Source organism: Candidatus Binatia bacterium (genome assembly GCA_023150935.1).
Classification (GTDB): Bacteria; Desulfobacterota; Binatia; order HRBIN30; family HRBIN30; genus JAKLJW01.
The window spans coordinates 1-26,107 of sequence record JAKLJW010000005.1 but is presented as its reverse complement, the minus strand read 5'-3'; the positions used below and the strand labels follow the sequence as shown (position 1 = coordinate 26,107).

Here is a 26,107-nt window from a genome sequence, read left to right as displayed (position 1 = left end):
GCTACCTTAGAACGCTCGCTCGAACGGCTCGGCGAAGCGACCGGGACTGCGCATGGCGACGGGCGGCGGGCCGGGCCGGGCGATGAGCGGGCGAGTCCATGCCGTCCGTCAGTAGGGGCGTGAGACAACGACGCCCGGTAGAATCCTGAAATGCTTGTCGTTGAGGGTCGAGAGAGGAGTCGACGAACAGAAGGCCGCCGCACCAATGAGGCAGTCCAGGTAACCGATGCCTTTACTCAGGCGGAAGCGACGGTGCCAGCGGTCGGCCAGCTGCGATTGGGCCTCGTCGATCCAAACGATCTCGTAAAGGCGAAGCTCGCGGTCGAGAACCCCAAGCTCGCGACGATTGCGACATCCTTCGACGAGTTCTGCGACTGTGACAGAGGATATCAGGCGGTCTCCGAGCGGAACCCCTCTGAGGAACGCCCGTGCCTGGGCCGATCCTCGCAAGAGATCATCGAGAATGGTCGTCTCGATGATCACCGAGCTTTGCGCACTGGTGCGCCCCGTTCCGTCATCCGACGGCGCAGCCCGTCCACGAATGCGACGGGGTCGGCGGCCTCGGGTCGTGACGCCCAAAGTCCGAAGGCAGGATGCCGTCGCGATCTTGATCCCGGCGCTTGCCGCGGCGCGGGCCTCGCGGGCCGATGCAGCACGATTACCTCGGCTTCCCCGGGCTCGCTCTCTGAGGGCACGGCGAGCGTGACCCGCCTGCTCGGCGGAACACGCACCATAAAGCGAGTCGCCACGAGGTTTTCACCGCCCTGCCGTCGAGCCCGTGCCACCGAAACCGCGCGCTCGCCTTTCATCCACATCTCTCCCGCTGCATCCACTAGCTCAAGGCGGCTGATGAGGCGAGGGCTGCGCGGGCGGGTGCCACCGAGCACCCACAAGGACACGGCGACCGCGTTGACTGGCGTTGGACCCCCACGACGTCTTCTCACGCGTCGCCTGACTCGCCACCGCACCGTCCGAACCTGGACCGGCGAGCTTCGGCAGCCTTGCCGTCCCGCGAAAACAGCCGCGAAGGCGCGAAAACGGCCGCCGTCTGACGGCCCACGCATGGAACTTCGACAGCCTGACCCGGTGCGACCCGGAATGCCCTCTTCCGTGCCGTAGCGACGTTGATGCGATGTTTCCCGGAGGCCGATTGTCGGCCGCCACGTCTCCAGAGGAGCCGTCGCGCTGACTATGTCGGCAGCGGTTTCGATTGCCGATCGGCCCCGGGCACCACGCATCGCCGGTCTTGCACTCGTGGTCTGGTTCGTTCTGCTCTGCATCGTGCCGGACCCGCGGCCACTGGGTGCACCGGAGCGGTTCGTGGAAATCGCCCGTCGCGGGGCCGGGCTCGACGAACCGGCCGCGCGCTTGGCGGCGACCGCCCTGCTCCGCGGTGCCGGCGTCGGCATGGTCGGCGTGTTGCTCGCCATCGTCGCGTCGGGGTGGCGGTAACCGGAACGATCGCAGCCAATCGGCTCCATAGCCGGGCGTTCCGAAGATGGGGAAAGCCGCGGTCGTTGGTGGAACGGCTCCCCAGCCTGTGCCATCGCGGCCGTGGAGGCTCGCGCCTTGCATACTTCCGTCCCCGGCTCGACTTCCGGCCCCGTCGCACAGGGGGACAGTTAGCGCCAGATGGCACGAGGAGGAATGCGCAATGCTCGATCGCCTCGGAACGGTGATGGCACTCGTCGGTATCGCAACGGCCGGGATGACCGCCAGCTGCGGCAGCGACGCGGAACCCGCGCCTGCGCAGCTCGCGTACGCCGAGAACCCCGCGAGCTACACCGTGGGCCTGTCACTCGAGAACACGCCGACCAGCCGCGGCGGGGCGATCGCCTCCTATTCCGTCTCCCCTGCCCTCCCTCCCGGCCTGACACTGGACGTCAGGACGGGCCTCATCAGCGGAACTCCGACCTATCCGACGGGACGCGCCGAGTACACGGTCACCGGCGCGAACGGGTCGGGGCGCACTACGGTCGCGTTGACCCTCGAGGTGCTACCGGGTTTCGTAACCACGGCAGGCCAGATGACCACGGAACGGATGCGCGGCCCCACCGCAACGCCTCTTTCGAATGGGCTGGTGCTCATCGCAGGCGGGATCGGCTACTCCGGGGAGCTACTCCCGCGCGCGGAGATTTACGATCCGGAGACGCAACAGTTCACCGCGACCGGGAGCATGAACGCGGAACAGTCCGGTTTTCAGGCGGTCCTGCTTCCTGACGGCAAGGTGCTCATGATCTGTGGACAAGACGGAGACGGCGAACCGATCGAGCGCCCCGAGGTCTACGATACGGTCTCGGGAAGCTTTGTCCCGACCGGCGCCATGATCAGGCCCCGCATCCTTTGCGCGGCAGCACTCCTCGGAAACGGCAAGGTGCTCGTCGCGGGAGGGATGACGACCCGCATGGCGGGGGGCGTCACCCGAACGGCGGAACTGTACGATCCGGAAACGGGTTCCTTCTCCGCAACCGGTGACATGACGATCGAGCGCTTCGACGCCATGGCAGCACTCACGGGGAGCCACGTGCTCGTGGCGGGCGGGCTCGGCGCAACCTACTTCCCGACGGCCGTCGCCGAGCTTTACGACCCCGTCACGGGTACCTTTTCCCCCGTCGGCGACATGACGACGGCACGCCGTTACGCCGCCGCGACGCGCATCCCGGGGAGCGACGCCGTGCTCGTGGTAGGCGGGGAGGATGTCGACGGCAACGTACTCGGCACGGCTGAGCTGTACGATCCTTCCATCCTGACCTTCGTGGCCACCGGCAGCCTCGCCGACAATCGCAGGTCCCCGACCGTGGTCGGACTTGCCAGCGGCAAGGTGCTCGTGACCGGCGGGATCTTCTTCCCCTTCATCCCCCTGAACGTTGCCGAAGTCTACGATCCAAGTACCGGAACTTTCTCGTTTACGGGCCCCATGGCGGCGAGGCGCCTCGGCCCGGCCGCCACCCTGTTGCCGAACGGAGAGGTGCTGGTTGCCGGGGGAGCGAACCCGTATGCCGAGGACACCGCGGAGCTCTACCGCGAGTGACCGACGATCCCGGGGCTGGGGACGGTTCGGCAACGTGAATAGTTCAACGCTGCGCCTGCAAGTGCTCCTTCGCTCGACGGACGATGCCCAGGAAGCTCGATCCCTGCTCCTCATCGCTTCAGGTCCAGTCGACGCCATCGAGCGCTGTCCACGGCACAACGGTTGCGTCCGACCGCCGCTGCGACTGGCTACCGCCATAAACGACCATGCTTCGCACTCGCGGAGTCGGCTTGCCCGCAAAGATGGCGGCGAAGGACCGCAGGGCCGCGAAGAAATCCTCGGCGACCGTCTGTCCCGACTTCGTCTCTACGGCGAGGAGATCGCGCCCGCTCTCGAGGATGGCGTCGATCTCGAGGCCCTTGCGGTCGCGATAGAAGGACAGATTCGGCGGCAGTCCCTGGTGCAGGCGTGCCTTGATGATTTCCGAGACCACCCACGACTCGAAGATGGGGCCGCGGAGGGGATGGTCGCGGAGCTGCTCCGGGCGCGTGATCCCGAGCAGGTAGCACACCAACCCGGAATCGTAGAAGTGGAGCTTCGGCGTCTTGACCAGGCGGGTGTTCAGGTTCGTATGAAAGGGCAGGAGGCGAAGGGCCAAATAGCTGGCCTCGAGCACGGCCAGCCATGCCCGTGCGGTGTTGTGGGTCACGCCCGCATCGGCGCCCAGGGCGGAGGCGTTGAGCAGTTGCCCTGTCCGTCCGGCACAGAGACGGAGGAAGGTTTGGAAGACAACCAGGTCGGCGACATCAAGAATCTGGCGCACATCGCGCTCGACGTACGTGCCCACATAGGCGCCGTACCAATCGCCGGGTGCGCTGCCGCGATCGTAAAGCGCGGGGTAGGTTCCCTGCCACAAGAGGGTGAAGAGATCATCCGGCGGGTTCGGAAAACGGCGCACTTCAGCAAGGCTCAGCGGCAGCAGTTGCAGCAGGCCCGTGCGTCCAGCCAGCGATTGCGACACCGACTGCAGCAGAGCGAAGTTTGCCGAACCGGTGAGGATGAAACGTCCGGCTGCGGGGCGCTCGTCGACCTCGCCCTGCAGATACGAGAGCAGATCCGGCGCGCGCTGGATCTCGTCGAAGATCGCGCCCCGGGCATGGTCGGCAATGAGTCCGCGTGGATCGCGCCGAGCGTACTCGCGGACGTCCGGCGCCTCGAGCGACACGTATGCCTTGTCCGGAAAAGCTGCCCGGCAAAGGGTCGTCTTGCCCGACTGCCGAGGGCCGGTGACTGTGACCAGGGGAAACGTGCGGGCCAGCGCAGCGAGCTTTGCTGCAAGCGTCCGCTCGATCATGTGGGCAGCATCGGCACGGCGGGGCTAATTGTCAATCGCGTTGCCGATTAGCTCGCATCGGCAACGCCGGCGGGGGTCCGGATCGCCGGACTGAAACCCACCACCTCACGCGCGACGCGGCCCAGCAGTCGTCGTGGAGCCACATCCCCTGCCTGGCGCGGTGCACCGGCGCCGTCCGCCGCGACTGGCGATACGGCGCATGCGGATCGACACATCCCTCGGCGGTGAGGAACAGCCGGCTGAAAAAGCCGGCCGCCCGTTCGACACGAATGCCCGTGTCTCGGTCGGCATACCGCTCTCCTTCCGATGCGATACTTGCTCTGCGTTTCGTCTGCTACGAACACGCGCGCAGTCGGACGTCGACCGTCACTTTGTCCCGGGGGCGGACCAAGCCGTGGTGGCAGGAATAGCAGACCTTCAGGACAGCTCGGGGACGGCGACACGCCGATCCTTCCGCCCCGCGTTCATATCGCCTCCAGGCCGCTGGGTTCCTCGATCCGGCGCGACCGCTCCGGCGCCGCTTTCGCCTCCAACAGGCGTACGGTGCGGACCATCCATACCAGGCAGGCGACCGACAGTCCGAACATCAACATCCAGCAGCTCGTCCACAACCCGGTGGCCTCGAGCAGGTAGCCGAACAGGATCGGGCAGACGAAACCTCCTAACCCGCCGATGACGCCGACCATTCCGCCCACGACCCCCACCTGCGTGGGGAAGTAGTCGGGAATGTACTTGTACACGCCCGCCTTGCCGATCCCCCAGATGACACCGAGCAGCATCACGATGGCGGTGAAGATCCACACGTTGGCCTGGAAATAGATGCGCGTGACACCGCGCGCCAGCAGCTCGCGCCGCTGTACTTCCTGGCCCACCGCCACTGCCGGCTCCTGCCACATGTCCTTTCTCGGAAACACGACGATGCCCGAGTCGCCACCCGCCAGCGCGTCCGGCTTGCGCACCAGTGGGTAGGCCTGCTCGCCGACCACGATGCGTTCGCTCTCCACGTCGGTCACCACGCCGGGCCGCGTCGCCATGATGCCCTTGCCGGGCGAGAAGATCTCCATCCGGGGAACGATCAGGGCGAAGCTGAACAGGCACGACGAGAACAACACCCAGAACATGACCCGGCGTGCGCCCCAGTGGTCGGACATCCACCCGCCCATGGCGCGAATCACTCCGGAGGGGAAGCTGAACACCGCCGCCAGCGCCCCGGCGGTGACCAGCGGCATGTAGTACGCGTTGACGTAGTAGGGCACCAACCACTGCGAGAACGCAACGAAGCAACCGAACACGAGGAAGTAGTACAGGCCGAAACGCCAGACCCGCATCGACTTCAACGGCACCAGTTGCTCGCGCACGGTCAGCGTGCTGCTCGCGGGCCGCTTGTTCGTGGCCAGCAGCAAGAACACGAGACCCATGACCAGCAGCATCGCCGCGTACACCCTGGGCAGCGCACGCCAACCGTCCAGATTGCTGCCGTGCGCGGTGAAGCGATCGAGCAAAGTCGGGGCGACCAGGGTCGTCAGCGACGCCCCCGCATTGCCGGTCCCGAAAATACCGAGGGCCGTACCCTGGCGACGCTTCGGATACCAGACCGACGTGAACGCAATGCCCACCGAAAATCCGACCCCCGCCAGCCCGAAACCGAAACTGCAGAGCGCGAACGCCCAGTAGCTGTCGGCGTACGACAGCGCCCACATCGGCACGGCACACAGCACCAACAGGCCGCTGAAGATCGGCTTGCCGCCGTAGCGGTCGGTCAGCAGTCCGGCCGGCAGCCGAAAGATCGACCCGGTGAGCACCGGGATACCCATGAGCCAACCCACTTCGACCGGCCCCCACGGAAACACCTGGTTGCTGGCCAGAAAGGTCACCAACACACCGTTCAGCATCCAGGCCGCGAAGCACACGGTGAACGCCGTGGTGCTCAGAATCAACGCCTTGTGCGAGGCTGCCGTGGCATGCGCTTCCATCTGGGTCACTCCTTGATAAGCTCGCCGAGCGCCGGCGGCTCGGACGCACCCTGCCCTTCCATGGGCAACCGCCGCGAGATCGGCATACCGCGCTCGAATCGTGCTTCGACCGGGCCGACATGCTGGAGGCGCGTCGGGTTCACGGCTCAGTCGTCCCGCGGCCGGGTGCGCATCCAGGCCGTCGAAGGGTCGCGGGTCACCCGCATAGAGGGCCCACCGAACTTGCGCGACATATTACCCGTTCCCCGATGTTCCAACCCTTCGACCGTTCGTGCGAATATCGCGGCCAGGGTCTCTATACGGAGCGCACAACGGGCCCGTCAAGTACCGGTGCCGCACCCCGCGCCCGCGGTGCTGCGAGGCGCTCGCGCACCAGCGCTGCCACCTGTTCGATATCGATGCTCTGCATGCATAGGTTGTTATTGCACGGCGTCAGGCGCTGATTGTGCGGACCGACACACGGACTGCACGAAAACCCGTTGGAGACGACGTCGCAGCGCTCGGTCAGCGGGCGGTAGCGGTTGGGCTCCTCCGGGCCGAAGAATACGACGACATGGGTGTGCGTGAGGCAGGCGAAATGGGCCGGGCCGGAGTCGTTGGTGATCACCGCGCGGGCGATGGCGAACAGGTGCAGCAACTCGCGCAGCGTCGTCCGACCTGTCAGGTCGATCACCCGTGCCGAGTTCGCGCGCGCGCAGATGTGCTGTGCGTCGGCGCGTTCGCTGGCGACACCGGTGACGACGACCACCACCGACGGATCCTTGACCAGCCGCTCGGCGAGCGTTGCATAGGAGTCGAGCGGCAGTTTCCGCATCGGGAAGCGCTCACTGCCGTTCGGGTTTAGAACCACAATGGTGGAGGAGGGGTCGATCGCCGTGCTCGCCTGCTGCAACGTCCGCCAGACGGTCCGCGTCACCGCGGGATCGAGCGCCATCGTGGGGATCGTCAACCGCTCGCCGGCAATCGAGCGTTTCACGTGCGGCACCTGCCCGTCCGGCGTGACGAGCGCGTAAACGAGATCGAGCAGCGTGTGCCCGGCGTGCACATGGGAGTTGTACAGGACGCGGTGGGTGAGCAGATCGCCGGTGTAGACCCCTTCCAGGTTGAAGCGGTGGAATCCCACCCGCGTGCCCGCACCGATCAGATACCCCAGGGCGGTGCTGAGGCGAACGAAGGTCTCGAGGTTGACGACGGTGTCGAACGGTTCGCGGCGGGCCCGGACGAGAAACCGCAGGGTGGTGCGAAGGACGGACGGCAGCGTGCTGCTGTCGATCGTCACGATGTTCTTTGGATCGAAGACGCCGATGAGCTGCGCGCTCGACCGGATGGCGGTGAAGCAAAGCAGATGCAGCTCGGCGGCCGGGAACAGCTCCTGTGCCTTCCGCAGAGCTGGAATCGCGACCACCATGGTGCCCATCTCGGCCAGTTGCACGAACAAGATGCGCCTCGGGGGCGCCGTGGAACGTTCGCCGCTCCGACCGAACAGCCGTCGCAGGCGGTCGGCGATCGTCAGAAGGAAGCAAGTCGGTACGCCGACCCAGTAATCGAGCCGGCGCATGGTTGCGGGTGACACGGCTACGCCCTCTTCGGTCTGCGGCGAGTACGTGCGGATGGCGTCACAAGCGGCTGGTCCGTCCCGTGCGGAACGGTTTCAGGAGGTGCTCGTTGGCGGTATCCACTTCGACGAGCGGGGGATCCGAGAGCCAATCCGCACCTGGACCAAAGCCCTCACTCGTGACCTGCACCTCTAGCGTGCCGACCGCCTCGCGGTCGTCGAGGAGGCGGATTTCGGGGCCCGGCAACTCGCCCTCGAATGCGACACCCGTCACTCGAACGATTTCCGTCGTCTGAAACCACTGCTCGGACACGTGGATCAGGTGAGGAACTCCTTCACCGGGGGTGCGCACCGGCAACGAGAAGGTGACGCAGTACCGCCCGTCCGCGTGGGCGGGGCTGGATGCCGCTCCCGCCCCGCCGGCATCCACCCGCGCCGCGGTAAAGAACGGCGGCAGATGGCTCAGCGGCCGCCGCGGGTCTCGCTCGACACATGCATCACCGGTCGCCTCGTCGCCGCAGTCGGCGAGGACGCAGGTACGCAGACGCGTGCGGTCGAGATAGGACGGCAGGCGGACAGCAATAGCGGTCCGCGACGCAGTGATCGGGGTCGCGAACACGACGCCCCCCGTGCGCGCGACGATCGCCTGGTCGACGATGAGCGGCAGCAGCGACCATCCCGGATCGGACACGAACTGCGGTGGCCGCGACAGTTGCGGATCGAGCATGGCCGTCATCAGTTCGACCGTACCTGGCGAATGCCGCTGTACCGCCACGGCCAGCTCCACAAACGTGTATCCCGACGCATACAGACCGGTCGCGAGCCGTTCCGCCGCGGACACCGGCCACGACTGCCGATCTCTCGGAAAGAGAATCGCATCGGGAACGCTTCCGACGAGTACGGCCGCCACCAGGACGTACGGCAGGGCGGGAGTCGGTGCCAATCGGTCGCGTCCGAGGAGGGGGAGCGTTCGCCACCGGATCGCCCGGACTACGCTCATCGCAACGACGCCGGCGGACCATGCCAGGATGAAGCCATTCAGCAGGATGAACGCCAGCGGTGCGAACGGTAGCGCTAGGAGGGCAACCAGACCGACAGCCGCCAGCGCGATGACCGCGCGTGACGACATGGACTCCGTCGCGTCGACGGCGAGGAACACGAGCGGGACGACCAGCGGAGCGAGATAGTGACCAGGAACCGAACCCAGGACGAGGCTGCCTGTCCACAGGGCAAGGCTGACGTAGACGATGGCGGCCTTCATCGTCAGGCGCACACGCAGGCGCACCGGCAGCCCCGCGAAGCGCGCGCGCCACCTCCGCAAGCGCAGCGGGAGCGCGGCGAGGCGCCCTCTCAGCGGACGGACGGCGAGCGCGACGGCGACGATGACCAGCGCGACGGCGACGATGACCGGTGGCGTGCCGACGAGCAGGCCAGCTATCAGTCGCGCTGCGTCGGCGGATTCCAGGGCGGGGGCAACCAGCAACACCAGACCCACGGTAGCAACGGCGACGTAGGGCCGTCGCGCCGACAGCCCGACAAGCGCGAGGTGAAACGGGACCATCAGCCCACAGGTGAGATTGAAGCTCATGGCGGCGCTCACGCAGAGGGCACCGAACACTCCCGCCACGAGGCTGGCGTACGCCGCCGTAATGGCGACGCTGGCATAATAGAGCGCCAGCGGCAACGGCAGCAGATTCGAGTTCGCGAGCTTGACGAAATCGGCCGTGCCGATCGTCGGCTGCAAACTCAGCAAGAGCGCAAGCACTGCCGCGCGCGGCGAGACGAACCGCCAGACGACGGCCGCCAGGACCAATCCCGCCCCCAGCAGCAACCCCAGGACAATGCGCTGAACCGCGCTCAGCCCCCAACCGCTGGCAAATCCGTAACCGATCAGGCGGATCCATGACGCCCCGTGGCGCAACCCCAGCATCGAGGTGTGCGTACCCTGGGCGGGGCACTCGCCGCCTAGCAGGCAGGTCCGCGCCAACCGTACCGCCTCGCCGGTGTCGTCGTCCGCAATCTGGTGCGGAAGAAGGAGGCGCGCCGCGCTCACGCCTTGCAGGGCGAAGCAGAGTACCGCCAATACCAGATACAGTGCTCGATGCATTCCAGCCGCCCGACCATGGGTTTACGTCGCGGGCCCCGGGTGTCGCCATGCGGCCCACCCTGGAGGGCGAGTTTCCCGTCAGATACTCCCCTTTGCAGGCCACTCCGAAGCTTTTCCCCACGGGCCGCGGGACTCGCGTCGCCCGTTGTATACGAGACGCACAAACGGCTCGTCAAGGTGTCGATTTCACGGACGAAGAAACGATGCGAACAGCCTGCAGGCGAGCTGCAATTCCAGGTTCGTCCGACCGACCTGAGCGTTCCGCGGCGCGAGGCGCGGAAAACGATCCGCCGGCAGATCATTGTCCCCAGTCGCGGTCGCAGCCGGAGGTCGGCCCGACATTCCCTCTCGATTTCAGCCGATCGATCATAGATGCCGAGTTCTTGCGCAGCGGCAGCGCCGCCGCAGAGCATTCCATCGCCGCCGATCATGGTCTGGCGCGCAGCACGATCTCCTTCTCTTCGCCGGCGGCGATCTCGAACGTCACCTCGTCGTAGGCTCCGCCCCAACCGATCGCCCGATAGCGGCCGGGCCGGACGGGATGCTTTTCCCCGGATTGGCGAAAATGGCGTTCGTTCGTTCCGGACCGGCCGATGAAACTGCGCTTATCCCCGTCCCGCGATCCGTCCGCCTTCTGGTAGACCACGGTGACGAACCCGACCGGAACCTCGATTTCGATGTCTTGTTGCGGCTTCTCCGCGATGACCAAGCCCGGCTGTTCGTACTCGGTCAGCGGCGCGCCGAAGCGCAGCGTATAGGTCCCCGGGACGACCCAAGCGCCGTTGGTCATGTGCACCATGTAGCGCTTCTTGCCGTCCTGCCAGAGTTCGACATTGTCGCGCAGATGCGCCCCCGAACCGGAAGCGATCACCTTGATCCTCACCAGCACCGTGCGCCGCATGGCGAACACCACTTCCTTGCGATCTCCGGCCGCGAACGATTCGCGCACCGAAAGATCGTTGTCGGCTTCGGGCCGGGAGCGGAATTCGTACTCTCCTTCGTCGACGAAAACCTCGTCGATGGAGCGGAACTTGAACGCCTCCCTGCCCTGCCGAAGCGCCTGTATACTCGCCGTCACGCGGCGGTTGTCGGGTTGATCGAAGCGCACCTTCACTCGCGGCGGCAGCTCGACTTCCACCCGCACGACGGTGGCACCGTGCTCTTTCACGTCGACGGCCCGATCGACCGGCCGGTAGAGGTTGCCGTTTGCCGTGCGCACGCCTGCCAGGAGCGTGTACCGTCCGGGGGCAACGTACACGGCGCTGGCGCTCGACACCTCGATCGGCTTCGTCTTCCCGTCTGCGGACGCGAGCGTGCCGGCGATGGCGACTTGGTTCCCGGCCCGGTCCACCCCGTGCAGCCAGAGGGCCGGCTTCGCGGCCTGCTTCCGGATCCCCTCCAGGCCACCTTTTAACTCCGCTCCGGTCCGGGCGTCGCGGTACTCGGCGCCGCTTTCGTCGGCGATACACTTCAACGCCTCGCGCTCTTTGCCGGAAACGCCGAAGCCGACGACGTGTACGCGGATGTCCACGTTTTTCCCGCGCCACTCGCGCATCAGCGCGCACGGGTCCGCGTCGCAGGACTCGATCCCGTCGGTAATCAGGACAATCTCGCCGCGCCGCTCGCCGAAGTCCTTCAATGCCTGCTGCAAGCTGAACGCGATCGGCGTGCGTCCGAGCGGCGTCAGCTTCGCAACCGCGTCCTTGATCCGCGGCAGCGTCTGCTCAGCGTCACCGAACGGGACCAGCAGCTCCGAGTCGGAGCAATCTTCCTTACGGCGGCTCCCGTACACGCGCAGCGCCACGTCGTAGCCTGCGAAGTCCTGCTCCCGAAGCCCGGCCAGCACCCGTTTTGCCGTATCGATGCGGGTCGTGCGGTCGGCAAGCTTCGCCTGCATCGAGCCGGACGCATCGAAGATGACGTACATCCCGGGTTGCGGCTCCCCAGCCGCGCCCGAGCTCGATCGCAGCGCAGAAACGAGCACGAACAGGAGAACTGAGACCGCGCGGCTCCGGCATCGCATGGCGTGCGCTCGTACCTGTTTGTCGCCGCGTTGCCAAGCGCGCCGCCCGCATTAATTGCCCTTCTCACGTCACGCCGGCTGGCGGACGGTCCCGGGCTGCCAGTCGCTCGCCCGGTGTCCCCATGTCACGCCGCTTCATCGCGGGTGCGGCCCCGCAACCCATGACCTGACCACCCATGCCTTCGGGAGGGCGAGGCTCCGGCCGAGCCGCGACGCTCTGGCGACGGCTCGGCGGGAGCCTCGCCCTCCCCATCCGTTTTCATCGCGCGGGGCGCGCGTCGCGGAATTCCTAGATCGGCGGCGAGACTAACCCGCCGTACAGCGGTTCACGAGCCGGCCGATTCCCTCTATCCGGCTCTCGATGACGTCGCCCGCTTTCAGGTAGCGGCGCGGGTCGCGCGTCGACCCCACCCCCGCCGGCGTGCCCGTGAAGATGAGATCGCCCGGTTCGAGCTTGCACACGCCGGACAAGAAGGCGATCAGCTCGGCGACCGGGAAGATCATGTCGCTGGTGCTTGCCGACTGTACCAACTCGCCGGAGATGTCGCACGCGATGGCGAGGTCGTCCGGGTTGGCAAAGGCGTCGATGGATACCAGCGCCGGCCCCAGCGGACCGTAACCGTCAAAAGACTTGCCCATCGAGAACTGCGGCGGCCGATCGGTGAACTGCACCTTGCGGTCGGAAATGTCCTGCCCGATGCAGTAGCCGGCAACGTGCGACAGGGCGGCTCCCGCCGCGATGCGCCGCCCGCCGCGGCCGATGACCACGACCAACTCGACCTCCCAGTCGACGAAACCCGACGATAGCGGCACGTCGGCGCGCGCCCCGCTGAGGCAACTCGGGAACTTCGTAAACACCACCGGCGACGACGGAATGTCGAGCCCTGCCTCGCGGGCGTGCTCGCGGTAGTTCATCCCGATGCCGAAAACCTTCGATGGTCGCGGTACGGGCGGACCCAGATCGGTCTCGTCCAGCACCGGCGTATCGCCGGTAACGGCGACGTGCTCCGCCCACGACCGGAAAGCGTCCCATTGGCTGACCGCGTGCATCGGGTCGGCACCGAAGCGCCCCCCGGATGCCCGCTCGACGTCGACCACGCGGTCGCCGGCGAGAACGCTCGCCCTGCCCTTCACGTTGGCAAATCGCATACTTCCCTTCCGTCTAGAAGCCGTAGGCCGCTGCCAGGTCGGCGTCCTTCTCCGCCAGCATCCGGGCGAGGTTGACCATGACCTTGCACTGCTTCCAGGTGGCGTCGTCCTGCATCTTGCCGTCGAGCATCATGACTCCACGGCCGTCCGGCATCGCTTCGAGCACCTTGCGAGCGAAGGCGACTTCCTCGACCGGCGGGCTGAACACCTTCCTGGCGATATCGATCTGGCTCGGGTGCAGCGACCATGCGCCGACGCAGCCGAGCAGGAACGCGGCCCGGAACTGATCCTCGCAGCCGAGACCGTCGGCTATGTCGCCGAAGGGTCCGTAAAACGGCAGCGCCCCGCTGGCCGTACAGGCGTCGACCATGCGGGCGATCGAGTAGTGCCACGGGTCCTGTTGCGCGGTCGGGCGCGGCGCTTCCGGTTTGGCGCGGTCCGGGTCGCTGCGCACGAGATAGGCCGGGTGGCCGCCGCCGACACGAGTGGTCTTCATGCGCCGTGAGGCGGCGAGATCGGCCGGTCCGAAGCTCACCCCCTGCATGCGCGGGCTGGCAGCGCAGATCTCCTCGACGTTGGTTACTCCCAGCGCGGTCTCCAGAATCGCGTGCACCAGGATGGGACGTCCAATGCTGTGCTTGGCTTCGAGCTGCGCGAGCAGGCGGTCGATGTAGTGGATGTCCCACGGACCCTCGACCTTGGGAACCATGACGACTTCGATCCGGTTGCCGATCTCGCCCACGAGGCGCACCAGATCGTCGAGAACCCATGGACTGTCGAGGCTGTTGATCCGGGTCCACAGCGGCGTGTTGCCGAAGTCGACGTCGCGGCCGATCTTCACCAGGCCTTCGCGCGCATCGATCTTCTTGTCGGCCGCGATCGCGTCTTCGAGGTTGCCGAGCAGGATGTCCGCCTTCCTCCCAAGCTCCGGTATCTTCGCCGCCATCTTCGGGTTGCTGGGATCGAAGAAATGGATCATGCGCGACGGCTTGACCGGGATTTCCGGCATGGGCTCGGGCGCACCAATGGCGAGCGGGTGAAAGAACTGCCTCGGATTACGCATGCTTCTCCTCCACTTCGATCGAACCGAACCGGCTAACGGCGAAGCGGCGGCCCTCAGGCCGCCCGCGCGCGCGTCTCGGCCACCAGTTCCACCATGTCTCCGATGATTTCGGTGAGGGTCGCCTCGCCGGGGGTGTAGATGCGGGCCACCCCCTGCGCCTTCAGCGCCGCATGGTCCGCCGGCGGGATGATGCCCCCAACGACCACCGGTACGTCCGTAACGCCCTTGGCCCGCAGCAACTCCAGGACCTTCGGAATCAGGGTCATGTGCGACCCGGAATGAATCGACAGGCCGACCGCATCGACGTCCTCGTCAGCGGCGGAAGCGGCGATCTGCTCGGGCGTCAGTCGAATGCCGTCGTAGATGACTTCGAGGCCCGCCTCCTTGCCGCGCACCGCCACCTGCTCGGCGCCGTTGGAGTGCCCGTCGAGGCCGGGTTTCGCCACCAGCAGCCGGATCGGGTGGCCGAGGGCCCTGGCCACGGCCGCGGCGCGCGCCCGTATCTTGTCGATCGCCTCCCCCTGACCTACGAAGGTAGCGCCCTGTAAGCCCGTCGGGGCGCGGTATTCGCCGAACGCCTTGCGCAGCGTCGCCGACCACTCCCCCGTGGTGACGCCGGCGTGCGCGGCGCGCAGCGACGCCGGCAGGATATTTGCTCCGCTCTTCGCGGCGTCCGCGAGCGCAGTCAACGCCGCTTCGACCTGCGCGGCGTTGCGCCCGGAACGGAACGTCCGCAAGCGCTCGATCTGCTGCCGTTCGGCTTCGGGATCGACGACGAGGATACTGTCCTCGCCGGTCATGAGCAGCGAGGTCTCGTGTTCGGTGAACTTGTTGACGCCGACCACCGTCAGCTCGCCGGTTTCGATCTTGCGCTGGCGCTCGGCGTGACTCGCGACCAGGGAGCGTTTCATGATCTCGATCGCCTCTGCCGCGTCCCCGATCTTCCGAATGCGTTCGAGCTCGGCGACGGCCCCGTCCATGATTTCCCCGACCTTCTCCTCGATGACCGCCGACCCCGCGAAGATATCCCGCTCGTATTCGAGCAGGTCGGTCTCGAACGCCAGCACCTGCTGGATACGCAACGACCACTGCTGATCCCAGGGCCGCGGCAAACCAAGAGCTTCGTTCCATGCCGGCAACTGTACCGACCGGGCCCGGGCCTCTTTCGACAGCGTGACCGCCAGCAATTCCAGAACGATGCGCTGCACGTTGTTCTCGGGCTGCTGCGCCGTCAATCCGAGCGAGTTGACCTGCACCCCATAGCGCAGGCGCCGCTTGACCGGATCCTCGATGCCGTACCTCTCCTGCACCAGGCGATCCCACAGGCGCGTGAACGCCTTCATCTTGCAGAGCTCTTCGACAAAGCGGATGCCCGCATTGACGAAGAACGAAATCGCACCGACGACGTTCGGCATCGAGATCCCCGGCCGCTCGCTGACCCGATCGAGCACGGCGAAGGCGTTGGCCAGCGCGAAGGCGACCTCCTGCACCGGCGTCGCTCCGGCTTCCTGCAGGTGATAGCTGCAGATGTTCACCGGGTTCCACTTCGGGATGTGCTCGACCGTGTACTGAATGGTGTCCGCGGTCAGACGCAACGAGTCCTCGGGCGGGAAGATGTACGTGCCGCGAGCCAGAAACTCCTTGAGAACATCGTTCTGGGTCGTTCCGCGCAGATCCCGCAAGTTGGCGCCCTGGCGTTCCGCGGTGGCGACGTAAAGTGCCAGCAGCCAGGGGGCCGTGGCATTGATCGTCATCGAGGTGTTCATCTTCCCGAGCGGGATCTCGGCGAAGAGCTGCTCCATGTCGGCGATATGGCAAATGGGCACACCCACCTTGCCAACCTCCCCAGCGGCCATCGGGTCGTCGGAGTCGTAACCCGTCTGCGTCGGCAGGTCGAAAGCCACGCTCAATCCGGTCTGACCCTTGGCCAGATTCGTCCGGAATAACTTGTTCGCCGCCTGCGGGTCGGTGTGGCCCGCATAGGTCCGCATCAACCAGGGCTCTTGTGACTTTGACATGGGCGCACAATACCCCCCGACCGCCGCCGGAGGCAATGGTGGGCGGCCCAAGTACCCTTGATGCACCATAGAAAACATGACATCAGGGAGGGCCGCGCCGGGCCGGACCGGCGCCGATTACCACGCGGGAGCGCGACAACAACAATGATCGATATCAAGAAGGTGGTGGTACTGGGTGCCAACGGCACGATGGGTGCGGGCAGTGGCGAGGTCTTCGCTGCCGGCGGGTGCGAAGTCGTGTTTCTCGCGCGCTCCGCCGACAAGGCCGCCGAGGGCGTCGCCACCGCGCAGAACATGGCCAAGTCCGCCCGCGTCGCGGACCGCATCTCCGTCGGCTCTTACGATGCCGACCTCGAACGTGTGTGCGCCGAGGCCGATCTCATCTTCGAGGCCCTGGCGGAAGACCTCGCCCTCAAGAAGACTTTCTTCGAGCGCGTCGACAAGGTGCGCCGGCCGGAATCGATCGTCGCCACCGTCTCCTCGGGTCTCTCCATCGCCGCGATGGCCGAAGGCCGGTCCGAAACGTTCAAGCGCAACTTTCTCGGCATGCACCTCTTCAACCCGCCGCACGTCATCGTCGGCACCGAGGTGATCCCGCACACGGGCACCGATCCGGCCCTCGTGGCGGCCAGCGTGAGACTGCTCGAAGAGCGCTTCGGCCGGGTCGCTATCGTCTGCGACGACAGACCGGCATTCGCCGGCAATCGGGTCGGCTTCAAAGTCCTCAACGAGGTCGCCGCCCTCGCCGAAACCCACGGTCCCGCCTTTGTCGATTACCTGATCGGACCCTATACCGGCCGTGCCATGCCACCCCTGGCCACCATCGACCTGGTCGGTTGGGACGTGCACAAGGCCATCGTCGACAACGTGTACGCCAACACCCGCGACGAAGCGCACGCCCAGTTCAAGATGCCGAAGTTCATGGACAACCTGATCGGGCAGGGGCATCTCGGCAACAAGACCCCCGCCAAGGGCGGCTTCTTCAGGCGCGTCAAAGACGGCAAGCAGACGACCCTGTTCGCGCTCGATCCTGCGACCGGCCACTACGTCGAGTCCAGGGCGCACCCGGTGCAACCGATACCCTTCGTCGAGGAAATCCGCGCCCTGCACCGCGTCGGTCGTTACCGCGAAGCCATGCGGGTGTTTGCGACGGCGTCCGGTGCCGAGGCCGACCTCGCACGGCGGGTCGTCTTCGGGTACGTCAGCTACGCCCTCAACCGCGTCGGCGACGACGAGGTGGTTCGCCAGCCGCGCGACGTCGATCTGATCATGGGTTTCGGCTTCAACTGGGCCCCGCCCACCGTGCTGGTCGATATCGTCGGCGTCGCGGAGATCCGTAAGGCGATCGAGAAGTACGGTCTGCCGCTGCCCAAAGTGCTCGCTGCCGCGAAACCCGGCGAACCGATGTTCCGCGAGAAGTTCGTCAACGTCGGTCGTTTCTTCTCGGCCTAGATCGCCGCCGGCCCCGCGTTGCGGCGGCAAATGTCCCGATGGTAGCCTGACGGCAGCAACCAGCCCGCGAAGGGAGACGATATGGCAACCCCCATCTACGTACTCGGCGGATACCAGACCGATTTCGGGCGCAACTGGAACAAAGAGAACAAACACATCGTGGCCATGATGCGCGAGGCCGTCGAAGGCGGGCTCGCCGCAACCGGCATCGAGGCCAGGGAAATCGAGACCGGCCACGTCGGCAACTTCGCCGCCGAGTTGTACGCCATGCAAGGTCATCTGGGCGCCTTTCTGGTCGACACCGACCCGGCCCTCTCCGGCCTGCCCACCGCTCGTCACGAAGCCGCCTGCGCCTCGGGCAGCATCGCCATCCTCGCCGCCAGCGCGGAGATCGAAGCCGGGCGCTACGACCTCGCCATGGTTGTCGGCGTCGAACAGATGAAGACGGTCGACCCCGCCCGCGGCGGCGACTTCCTGGGTACGGCCGCGTGGTACGAACGCGAGGCCAAGGGTGTCGAGTTCCCCTTTCCCAAGCTCTTCGGCAAACTCGGCGACGAGTACGACAAGCGCTTCGGTCTCAAGGACGAACACCTGGCGCGCATCTCCGCGGTCAATTACTCGAACGCCAAGCGCAACCCGCTGGCGCAAACGCGAAGCTGGTACATGACCGAAGACCACGCCATGTCGACCGACAAGTTCAACACCGTCATCGGCGGGCGCATCAAGATCTCCGACTGCTCCCAGGTTACTGACGGAGCCGCCAGCCTCTTCCTCGCCTCCGAAAAGGCGGCCGCCGCCTACGCCAGGAAGCGCTCCATCAAACTGGACCGGCTTCCGAGGTTACTCGGCTGGGGCCATCGCACCGCCCCGATCGAGTTCAGCACGAAGGTGGCGGAGAGCAAGGACAACCCGTACGTGTTGCCGCATACGCGGCAGGCCATCGTCGACGCGTTCCGCCGCGCCGGCGTCCGGGACGTCTGGGGTGTGCAGGGCATCGAGACGCATGACTGCTTCACGACCTCGGAGTACATGGCGATCGACCACTTCGGCCTCACCAGGCCCGGGGAGTCGTGGCGCGCGGTCGAAGAGGGAGTGATAGAAATAGGCGGCAAGATGCCCATCAATCCGAGCGGCGGCCTGATCGGGTGCGGCCACCCGGTCGGCGCCACCGGCACGCGCCAGGTGCTCGATGCCTACAAGCAGGTCACCGGGCAGGCGGGAGATTATCAGGTCGACGGCGCCCGCCGCTTCGCCTGCCTCAACATCGGCGGCAGCGGCACAACCAGTTGCGTGTTTGTGGTTGGGTACGAGGGTTGATGGGGTCTTGGGGGCCTGGGGGCCTGGAGTGAGGAGTACCGTGAATCGCCGTAATCCTCTCCCGTGCTTGCTTGCCGTTGCTGCGGCTTTCGTCGTCGCGCCGGCGATGGCTCAGGTGGCCAGTCGGCCCGTGGGTGAAGGGTCGGGACCGGTCTCCGAGATCAGCCGTGGCATCAAGCGCGACAGCGGACCCGTGTTCGGCGACGGCGGTCCGGTACGCGGTCTCAGCGTCGAGTCGGGCAGCGTCGGTTCGGTCGGCGGTTCCGTGACCGGAACGGTACGCAGCGGCGCGATCAAGGACATCACCGTCGGCTCGGTGCGGACGCAACTTCCACCGGGGTTTTACGCCGGAGCCCAACGCGACGCCGCGGCGGAAATGCAGATCGACGACCGCGACGAATCCGACTTCTCTCTTGTCGCCGAGCCGGTGCCGGACCTGGGGCCGCTGGCCGAAGTCATGCGGGCAATCCGGCCGCTTCCGGAATACGAACCTGACGATACCGGCGGCGCAGAAGGCGATCTCGCACAGGCGGACGAAGCCGACGGCGGCGAGGTCGAAGTGCCAGGGGTCGAAAACCCCGACGAGGTCGATCCCACGCAGGTCGATCGTCCGGCGGTGCCCGATACCGCCGGTCCGGCAGGGGTCTTCATGCCCGCGCCACCGAAAGTCGGGGCGCCGTCGGAAGTGGTGCCGATACCCATGCCCGGCAGCACACCGCAGCCGGACTACGATTGAGTGATCGACGTCGTTCGCAGGCCAGACGAAACCAACCTCGGCGCGGCGGCGCCCAGGCAGGGGAAAAGTCGGCTTTCGATCGGTCAAGGTTGACTTCATGGCCGGCAGTCTTGCGTCGCACGTGGCCCTCGTCACCGGCGGTGGCCGCGGCATCGGCCGCGCCACTGCCGTGGCTCTCGCCGCCGCCGGTTGCGACGTCGTCGTCGTGGCTCGCACCGCTTCCGAGGTCGAAGCCACAGCCGCCGCGGTAGGGCGGCACGGCGTGCGTGCCCTCGCACTGACCGCCGACCTCGCTGACGCAGAGCAACTCGATCGCGTGGCCGAACAGGCCACCGCGCTCGGGCCGATCTCGATCCTGATCAACAACGCCGGCAGCGCATCGGGGCGCCGTCCGCACGCCCGCATGAGCCCATCGGACTGGACCCGCACTTTGGCCGTCTGCCTCGAAGCTCCGCTGCGCCTCTGCCGGACCGTGCTGCCCGACATGCTCGCTCGCCACCGCGGCTGCATCGTCAACGTCGGCTCGACGGCCGCCCTTCGTCCCCGTGCGGGCGAAGCGGTCTATGCGGCCGCGAAAGCGGGACTGCTGGCCTTCAGCCGTGCCCTGTACGCCGAGGTGCGAGACCACGGCGTCAAGGTGATCGCCGTCATGCCCGGCTACGTCGACACGGCGTTCGTCCCCCCCAACCGGCGCGTGGATCGCGGGAAGTTCCTGCAACCGGATGACGTGGCGGCGGCAATCGTGGCGGCCGTTGCCAGTCCGACTCGCGCATGCCCGACCGAGATCGTGCTGGAGCCGCTGGCGGATCCGGAGGGATCTGGAGGACGCCAATGATGCGCCGCGGACAAGTCGCCGTGGTCACCGGCGGCGCGCATCGCCTCGGGGCGTCGATCGTGCTGGCGCTGGCTCGCGCCGGCTGCGACGTCGTCGTCAATTACCGCAGCAGTGCCGGCGGCGCCGCCGCCACCGTCGCGGCGGCGCAGGCGACCGGCGTACGCGCCCTGGCCGTGCCCGGAGACATGTCCTCGGCCGCCGACGTCGACCGGTTGCTGAACGAGACCGTCGCGGCCTACGGCCGGGTCGACGTTCTCGTCGCCAACGCCGGCGTGTTCCTGCGCACGCCGATCGAAGCGCTTACGGAAGCCGACTGGGACGCCATACTCGACGGCAACCTGCGCACGGCCTTCCTCTGTGCCCACCGCTTCGGCTTGCACATGCGGCGGCACGCCGGCGGGGCCATCGTGACCATCGCGGACGTCGCCGCGCAGCGGCCGTGGGCGGACTACCTCCCCTACTCCGTCGCCAAGGCCGGCGTCGTCGCGCTCACGCTCGGCCTCGCCAAGGCGCTCGCTCCAGGTGTGCGCGTCAACGCTATCGCACCGGGCCCGGTCCTGCTGCCGGACGATTTCGATCCCGCTCACCGGCAACGCGAGATCGACCGCACGTTGTTGCGCCGCCAGGGGCGCGCCGACAATGTCGCCGATGCGGTCGTAGCCCTGGTCGCCAACGACTACATCACCGGCGTCGTGCTGCCCGTCGATGGCGGACGGTCCATCGTCTCGACATGAGTCATGCGCTCTGGCAGGCCGTCTTCGGAAACGCCCATCCGGTAGAGATCGAGATCGGGGCGGGCACCGGCACGTTCCTGCTGCCGGCGGCGGCGGCCAACCGGGCCACGAATTACTTCGGCATCGAGAATGCGCGGCGGCGTGCCGGCGACCTGCAATGTGCGATCGCGGACGGCGGTCTGCACAATGCCCGCGCCATCCATGGCGATGCCACCTGTATTGTCGCCCACCTGGTGCCGGCCGCCTCGGTGCGCGCCTACCACGTGTATTTTCCCGATCCCTGGTGGAAACGGCGCCATCATCGACGCCGTCTCTTCACCCCGGCGCTCGCTCACGACCTGGCGCGGACGCTCGAACCCGACGGCACCCTGTACGTCGCCACCGACGTGCCCATGGTGATCGAAGTCGTCCACGCGACGCTGGCCGCCGTCCCCGCGTTCGCGCTCGCACCGCAGCGCTCGTCGCCGCGCCCGGGCGTGACGATATTCGAGCGCAAGGGCCTGGCCCGGGGCGCGAAGATTTACGAGGCGGCCTTCGCAAACCGGACCGCCGGCAACGCGCCCTACACCAGCAGCGCGGCGCCGATGACGCCGGCCGAGTCGCCGAGCTGATTGCGCACGATGGGGGTGCGCAATTCGTCGTTGAACACGCACCGCGTCACGGCCTCGCGCCCGCGCGTGTACAGTTCGTCGATGTTCGACAGTCCCCCGCCGAGGACGACGATCTCCGGATCGACGATGTCGATGACATTGGCCAGGGCGCGACCGAAATGAGCGAGAAAGCGCTCTACGGTTTCCGACGCCGCGGACTCGCCGGCCCGGGCTCGTTCGAGGATCTCCGGTAACGGCGCCGCGCTGCCATTCCGTGCCCGGTACTGGCGTTCGACCGCGGGACCCGAAATCAGGCTTTCGACGCAACCGCGTTGCCCGCAGTAACACTGCGGACCCGCCGGATCGAGGCAATGGTGCCCCCACTCTCCGGCCAGGTGTTGCGGGCCTGACCATACCTCTCCGCCGAAGACCATACCGCCACCGACCCCGGTGCCCATGATCACACCGAACACGACCCGCCCTCCCCGGCCGGCGCCGCCCAGGCTTTCCGCCAGGGTGAAGCAGTTGGCGTCGTTCTCGAGGCGCACCGGCAGGCCTAATCGCGCCTCGATGTCTTCCCGCAGAGGTTCCCCGTTGAGACACGTGGTGTTGCAGTTCTTCATGCGGCCGGTACGGCTCGACACCGCGCCCGGCGTGCCAATGCCGATGATATCGACCTCCGGTGCATGCGTGCGCAGGTGCGTGGCCAACATGACCACGCGCTCGACGATGTTGCCGTATCCCCGGCTACTCTCGGTGGCGATGCGTTCCCTGACTGCCACCCGCAGGTCCGCGTCCAGCACTACCCCCTCGATCTTGGTGCCCCCGAGGTCGATGCCAATGCGCCGCCGCTCGCTCATGCCCGCGTACCCTAGCCGTCTCGGCCGCGCCGTGCCAAGCGGACCCCGTGGCGCCCCGGAAATCGAACGCCGCCCCCCATCCCTTCTCGCCGAATTGTCCGCATTGGCGCGCCGTCCCCCGAACTACGACGCTCCCCTCCGTACACGTACTCAGCGAAGCGGTACACGTACTCGTACACGGACTGACGGCACGCGGCGATGCAGTTGGACTACGAACGGTTGGACGTTTACGAGGAAGTGGCCGTGCACGAGTACGTGAACGAGTACGAGTACGGAGGAGAGGCCGGCTCGGCGGCGCCGCGCCTGAAACGCAGGGTTGGGCTTGGCCCGATCTGGGTCGGGGTCAGGGTCGGAATCGAGGACGACCCCTTGCTGCGGTCCGTCGGATCGAGATCCTTCCGATGCTCCTCCATCCCAGGAGGCTCTCGACCGCTTCCTCGGTCAGACCCGCGTCGCGCACGATGCCGCCCCCCGCGTGCGGTCGCTACCCTGTCATAATGCACTATATGCTGCGCGCATTTCGACAGGCAGTCAACGAGCGCACGCGGACCTGGCGGCAGGGCCCTTGATAGCGATGGGCCGGGGACACGCCCCGTACGCCTTCGTGTGGGCCAGGCAAATAGAGATGCCGCGGCGTGCCGGGACGCAGCTTCGGGGTGATCTTGCGCCCGTAGAGCTCGGTGACGCTGCCGTGAGTGTCGATGATCGGGATCACCAGCGAACCGCTGAAATGCTCGTGGCCGCTGTCGCGCAGAATGCCGAGCGCCTGGAGGCGACGGCGCAGCCACGCGCCGGCGAGGTGGGTCTTGAACGGCAGCCGGTAGCCCAAGGTGCGATTAGCAAAGCCGAGCTGAAAGTGGCCGATCATCTCGGCCGATCGCAGGCCGCGGCTGTCCAGGTAGGCCAGCGCCTCGGGACTCTTTTTCAGCGTCTCGTGGTAGAAGCGCACCACCTGGCGCAGCAGCTCCGCGTCGCTCGTCTCCGCGTCCGCTAGCGCCGACCAGACGGGCACCGTCGCGCGCTTGACCGCCTTCGGAGAAGCAGGAGCAGCTAAAGAAGGGGAGTCGCTGCGCAGCAACTCCACCGCGTGACGGAAACTGACGCCTTCCGCCTTCATGACCCAATCGATGACGCTACCGCCCATCTGACAGGCACCCAGGCAGTGCCACAGATTCTTCGCCGGGGTGATCACCAGACTCGGTTCATGGTCATCGTGGAACGGACAGAGCCCGATGAGATTGCCGCCGTGCGGCTCGAGCTCCACTCCGCGTGCGGCGGCGAGTCGCTCCACGGCGATCTCTTGTTTCAGGCGTTCCAGCTCCGCTTCCGGGATGCGTGCCATCCAACCTCCGTTTCTCCACCCCCTGTCAAGAGCGAGATGGGGGAATTTGACTCGCGAGTAAGTTATACATAATATAACTTATTATGCAAGCGCTGAGGTATATCTCGGAAATCCCAGGCTATGATCCACTCATGCCTGGAGGACGTCCCGCGAAGACGAAACGATCTCCGTTTGGTGAGCGACTCGCTGCGGCCCGGCTGCAAGCCGGCCTCACGCAGCAGCAGCTCGCCGACAAGCTCGGCACCGTGCAGCGCGTCATCGCGCATTGGGAGCGCGCGCCCGTGGCCCTGCGCGCCGATCAGCTCTCTGCGCTGGCCGATGTGCTGGGAGTGACGGCGGACTATCTGGTCGGACGCAACGAGCCCAAAAAGCGCGGCAGTGGTCCAGTCGGCCGCGCGCGCCAGGTGCTCGAGGCCGTCTCACGGCTGCCGCGCCATCAGCAGCAGAAGATCATCGACGTGGTCGAGGCGATGGTGGCGCACCAGGCCACTGGAGGCACCTCATGAAATCCTACGTCTTCGCGGTGAAGGTCGAGCCCGACGCCGACGCCTGGCGCGCCTATGTGCCGGCGCTCGAAGCCAAAGGTGCCGCGACCTGGGGTCAGACGCGCCAGGAAGCGATCCAGAACATGCATGAGGTCCTGGAAATGGTGCTGGAGGACCTCCTCGAAGCGGGCGAGGCGCTGCCCGTCGGCGTGACCGTGACCGATGAGCCGGTGGTGGCGGTCACGCTCTGATGCCCGATTACTCCAAGCTCCGCTCGCTCACTGCCCGCCAGATCATTGCGGCACTCGAAAAGGATGGCTTCACGCCGGCGCGCACACGCGGCAGCCATCGCCTCTACCGCCACGCCGACGGCCGCCGCGTCACCGTCTCCGCCCACCGCCTGGCCGACACCTTCCCGCCTGGCACGCTCAAGAGCATGATCGAAGTCCAAGCCCGCTGGACCGACAACGATTTGCAGCGGCTCGGCTTGGTCGGGTAACCGGGCACACAAAAGCAGATCTCAATTCGATGCGTCGTTTCCCGGAGTCGCGTCGACAGTGGGAGACGACTTGAGAAGCAAGTCAAGGAGGTACCCGCTCCTTCGTCCTAGACGTGGAGCGATCAAGACCACCAGAAGCGGAATCACGACAAAAAGGAGGAGCAGGAACCACGTCCAGAACTTGGCTTCTTGCCGCACCTGTCCATCCTCGGGTGGTCTTCTGTGCTTCTGTCAGCACCTCAAGAAATGTAGCCCTGCGCCAGCAGGTATCTCAGAACAGGGTCTGCGGTGATGTAGAACGATTCTGGGATACCGACGATGCCAAGCAGCGGTAGGCGGACCCCTCGCAGCACAAAATCCGCACCGAAAAAGAACGGCAAAGGCAGGCCACGTTCGAATGTGCTCGGCGGCGGAATATGAACCGTGGTCCTCCCGTACCGACCCTCGATGAGTTGGATGTTCAGCCCGATGTCAGCTACGACCGCGCTCAGCGCGATGGCACCTAGCGTTCCACCCAATGTCGCATCCCGTCCGCCTGGGTCGGTCCTGTTCACCGGATCACTCAAGACGTATCCGTAAAGATTCGAATCGCCCCCATCGAACCCAATCGGGTCCTTGGCCGTCCACCGCCCGGTCTGCGGGTCGTAGTCCCGCGCCCCGAAGCGCACGAGCCCCGTGTCGGGATCGTAGAGCCCGCCGGCGAAGCCGAATGGTTGGAAACCGAGGAGGGTGTCGTTCATGACGTTCCCAAACTCATCAAAGTCGATACGTTGGGCGATCCTCCGGTCGGCCGCATTCACCTGTCTTGAAGTCCGATACGGGAGATAGACCCGCTCACGGCCTCCCTTCAACGAGAAGACCGATCAGACTCACCTGTAACAGCAGACGCCCAAGGCCATCTATCAGCACGACACTCGCACCAATGGCTTGTGCGGCAAACGCCACCTTCCAGACGCTGCGGGACGCTCGCAGCGCTCGAACGCTAATAGCAATACTTCCCCCTTCGAACACCATGGAGAGCGCAAGTGTCGCCCACGGGGATGG

Annotated in this window: 25 protein-coding genes; 11 read left to right on the top strand and 14 right to left on the bottom strand. The window is 66.4% G+C overall.

Going from position 1 to position 26,107, the window contains the following annotated elements:
* Positions 1 to 108 precede the first annotated feature (108 nt).
* Complete coding sequence (locus L6Q96_05125) at positions 109 to 483, bottom strand: type II toxin-antitoxin system VapC family toxin (GenBank protein MCK6553953.1); 375 nt, start codon at positions 481 to 483, stop codon at positions 109 to 111.
* Positions 484 to 1,191: 708 nt separating this feature from the next.
* Between L6Q96_05125 and L6Q96_05120 the strand changes: the two genes are divergently transcribed.
* A complete protein-coding gene (locus tag L6Q96_05120) occupies positions 1,192 to 1,452 on the top strand; it encodes a hypothetical protein (GenBank protein MCK6553952.1) in 261 nt (86 codons plus the stop codon).
* 202 nt (positions 1,453 to 1,654) lie between these two features.
* The gene (locus tag L6Q96_05115; GenBank protein MCK6553951.1) at positions 1,655 to 3,031 is read left to right on the top strand and encodes a putative Ig domain-containing protein; all 1,377 of its coding nucleotides are present in this window, start codon (positions 1,655 to 1,657) and stop codon (positions 3,029 to 3,031) included.
* A 118-nt stretch (positions 3,032 to 3,149) separates the two neighbouring features.
* Here L6Q96_05115 and L6Q96_05110 read toward each other — a convergent pair whose 3' ends face one another.
* The 9 genes from L6Q96_05110 to L6Q96_05070 form a co-directional block, all read right to left on the bottom strand.
* Entirely contained in the window at positions 3,150 to 4,325 is a 1,176-nt protein-coding gene (locus L6Q96_05110) for an ATP-binding protein (GenBank protein ID MCK6553950.1), read from the bottom strand.
* 464 nt (positions 4,326 to 4,789) lie between these two features.
* Complete coding sequence (locus L6Q96_05105; GenBank protein MCK6553949.1) at positions 4,790 to 6,298, bottom strand: MFS transporter; 1,509 nt, start codon at positions 6,296 to 6,298, stop codon at positions 4,790 to 4,792.
* A 5-nt stretch (positions 6,299 to 6,303) separates the two neighbouring features.
* Complete coding sequence (locus L6Q96_05100; protein MCK6553948.1) at positions 6,304 to 6,441, bottom strand: hypothetical protein; 138 nt, start codon at positions 6,439 to 6,441, stop codon at positions 6,304 to 6,306.
* Between the two features lie 152 nt (positions 6,442 to 6,593).
* Positions 6,594 to 7,871: a glycosyltransferase family 9 protein gene (locus tag L6Q96_05095; GenBank protein MCK6553947.1), complete on the bottom strand. Its 1,278-nt coding sequence runs from the start codon at positions 7,869 to 7,871 to the stop codon at positions 6,594 to 6,596.
* A gap of 43 nt (positions 7,872 to 7,914) precedes the next feature.
* Complete coding sequence (locus tag L6Q96_05090) at positions 7,915 to 9,960, bottom strand: hypothetical protein (protein MCK6553946.1); 2,046 nt, start codon at positions 9,958 to 9,960, stop codon at positions 7,915 to 7,917.
* Between the two features lie 427 nt (positions 9,961 to 10,387).
* A complete protein-coding gene (locus tag L6Q96_05085; GenBank protein ID MCK6553945.1) occupies positions 10,388 to 11,887 on the bottom strand; it encodes a VWA domain-containing protein in 1,500 nt (499 codons plus the stop codon).
* 402 nt (positions 11,888 to 12,289) lie between these two features.
* Entirely contained in the window at positions 12,290 to 13,132 is an 843-nt protein-coding gene (locus L6Q96_05080) for a fumarylacetoacetate hydrolase family protein (GenBank protein ID MCK6553944.1), read from the bottom strand.
* A 13-nt stretch (positions 13,133 to 13,145) separates the two neighbouring features.
* Entirely contained in the window at positions 13,146 to 14,195 is a 1,050-nt protein-coding gene (locus L6Q96_05075; protein ID MCK6553943.1) for a CoA ester lyase, read from the bottom strand.
* Positions 14,196 to 14,248: 53 nt separating this feature from the next.
* Positions 14,249 to 16,213 carry a protein meaA gene (locus L6Q96_05070; protein ID MCK6553942.1) on the bottom strand — a complete coding sequence of 655 codons (1,965 nt, stop codon included), beginning with the start codon at positions 16,211 to 16,213 and terminating at the stop codon, positions 14,249 to 14,251.
* Positions 16,214 to 16,357: 144 nt separating this feature from the next.
* On the opposite strand from L6Q96_05070, the gene L6Q96_05065 reads away from it, so the two are divergent.
* From L6Q96_05065 to L6Q96_05040, 6 genes are all read left to right on the top strand, one after another.
* A complete protein-coding gene (locus tag L6Q96_05065) occupies positions 16,358 to 17,665 on the top strand; it encodes a 3-hydroxyacyl-CoA dehydrogenase family protein (GenBank protein ID MCK6553941.1) in 1,308 nt (435 codons plus the stop codon).
* Between the two features lie 81 nt (positions 17,666 to 17,746).
* Complete coding sequence (locus L6Q96_05060; protein ID MCK6553940.1) at positions 17,747 to 18,982, top strand: acetyl-CoA acetyltransferase; 1,236 nt, start codon at positions 17,747 to 17,749, stop codon at positions 18,980 to 18,982.
* 40 nt (positions 18,983 to 19,022) lie between these two features.
* On the top strand, positions 19,023 to 19,718 hold the full coding sequence (locus L6Q96_05055; protein MCK6553939.1) for a hypothetical protein: 696 nt from the start codon (positions 19,023 to 19,025) through the stop codon (positions 19,716 to 19,718).
* A 97-nt stretch (positions 19,719 to 19,815) separates the two neighbouring features.
* The gene (locus L6Q96_05050) at positions 19,816 to 20,553 is read left to right on the top strand and encodes an SDR family oxidoreductase (protein MCK6553938.1); all 738 of its coding nucleotides are present in this window, start codon (positions 19,816 to 19,818) and stop codon (positions 20,551 to 20,553) included.
* Positions 20,550 to 21,287 carry an SDR family oxidoreductase gene (locus L6Q96_05045; protein ID MCK6553937.1) on the top strand — a complete coding sequence of 246 codons (738 nt, stop codon included), beginning with the start codon at positions 20,550 to 20,552 and terminating at the stop codon, positions 21,285 to 21,287. The genes L6Q96_05050 and L6Q96_05045 overlap by 4 nt, the downstream gene beginning before the upstream one ends.
* Positions 21,284 to 21,898 (top strand): tRNA (guanosine(46)-N7)-methyltransferase TrmB, encoded by a 615-nt coding sequence (locus tag L6Q96_05040; protein MCK6553936.1) that lies wholly within the window; start codon positions 21,284 to 21,286, stop codon positions 21,896 to 21,898. The genes L6Q96_05045 and L6Q96_05040 overlap by 4 nt, the downstream gene beginning before the upstream one ends.
* Here L6Q96_05040 and L6Q96_05035 read toward each other — a convergent pair.
* Positions 21,850 to 22,737: an ROK family protein gene (locus L6Q96_05035; GenBank protein MCK6553935.1), complete on the bottom strand. Its 888-nt coding sequence runs from the start codon at positions 22,735 to 22,737 to the stop codon at positions 21,850 to 21,852. The genes L6Q96_05040 and L6Q96_05035 overlap by 49 nt on opposite strands.
* A 502-nt stretch (positions 22,738 to 23,239) precedes the next feature.
* Positions 23,240 to 24,079 carry a CHC2 zinc finger domain-containing protein gene (locus L6Q96_05030; protein MCK6553934.1) on the bottom strand — a complete coding sequence of 280 codons (840 nt, stop codon included), beginning with the start codon at positions 24,077 to 24,079 and terminating at the stop codon, positions 23,240 to 23,242.
* Between the two features lie 131 nt (positions 24,080 to 24,210).
* Here L6Q96_05030 and L6Q96_05025 point away from each other — a divergent pair, with 131 nt between their 5' ends.
* Genes L6Q96_05025 through L6Q96_05015 form a run of 3 tightly spaced genes read left to right on the top strand, consistent with a single transcriptional unit; the run spans position 24,211 to position 25,063 of the window.
* Positions 24,211 to 24,585, top strand: coding sequence for a helix-turn-helix domain-containing protein (locus tag L6Q96_05025; GenBank protein ID MCK6553933.1), 375 nt, complete (start codon positions 24,211 to 24,213; stop codon positions 24,583 to 24,585).
* Positions 24,582 to 24,815, top strand: coding sequence for a type II toxin-antitoxin system HicB family antitoxin (locus tag L6Q96_05020; GenBank protein MCK6553932.1), 234 nt, complete (start codon positions 24,582 to 24,584; stop codon positions 24,813 to 24,815). The genes L6Q96_05025 and L6Q96_05020 overlap by 4 nt, the downstream gene beginning before the upstream one ends.
* The gene (locus L6Q96_05015) at positions 24,815 to 25,063 is read left to right on the top strand and encodes a type II toxin-antitoxin system HicA family toxin (GenBank protein ID MCK6553931.1); all 249 of its coding nucleotides are present in this window, start codon (positions 24,815 to 24,817) and stop codon (positions 25,061 to 25,063) included. The genes L6Q96_05020 and L6Q96_05015 overlap by 1 nt, the downstream gene beginning before the upstream one ends.
* 239 nt (positions 25,064 to 25,302) lie before the next feature.
* On the opposite strand, the gene L6Q96_05010 is transcribed toward L6Q96_05015, so the two are convergent.
* Both L6Q96_05010 and L6Q96_05005 read right to left on the bottom strand, forming a co-directional pair.
* Positions 25,303 to 25,863, bottom strand: a complete 561-nt coding sequence (locus L6Q96_05010) for an RHS repeat-associated core domain-containing protein (GenBank protein ID MCK6553930.1) — start codon at positions 25,861 to 25,863, stop codon at positions 25,303 to 25,305.
* A gap of 34 nt (positions 25,864 to 25,897) precedes the next feature.
* Positions 25,898 to 26,107: hypothetical protein (locus L6Q96_05005; GenBank protein ID MCK6553929.1), on the bottom strand; the 210-nt coding region annotated here is incomplete at its 5' end.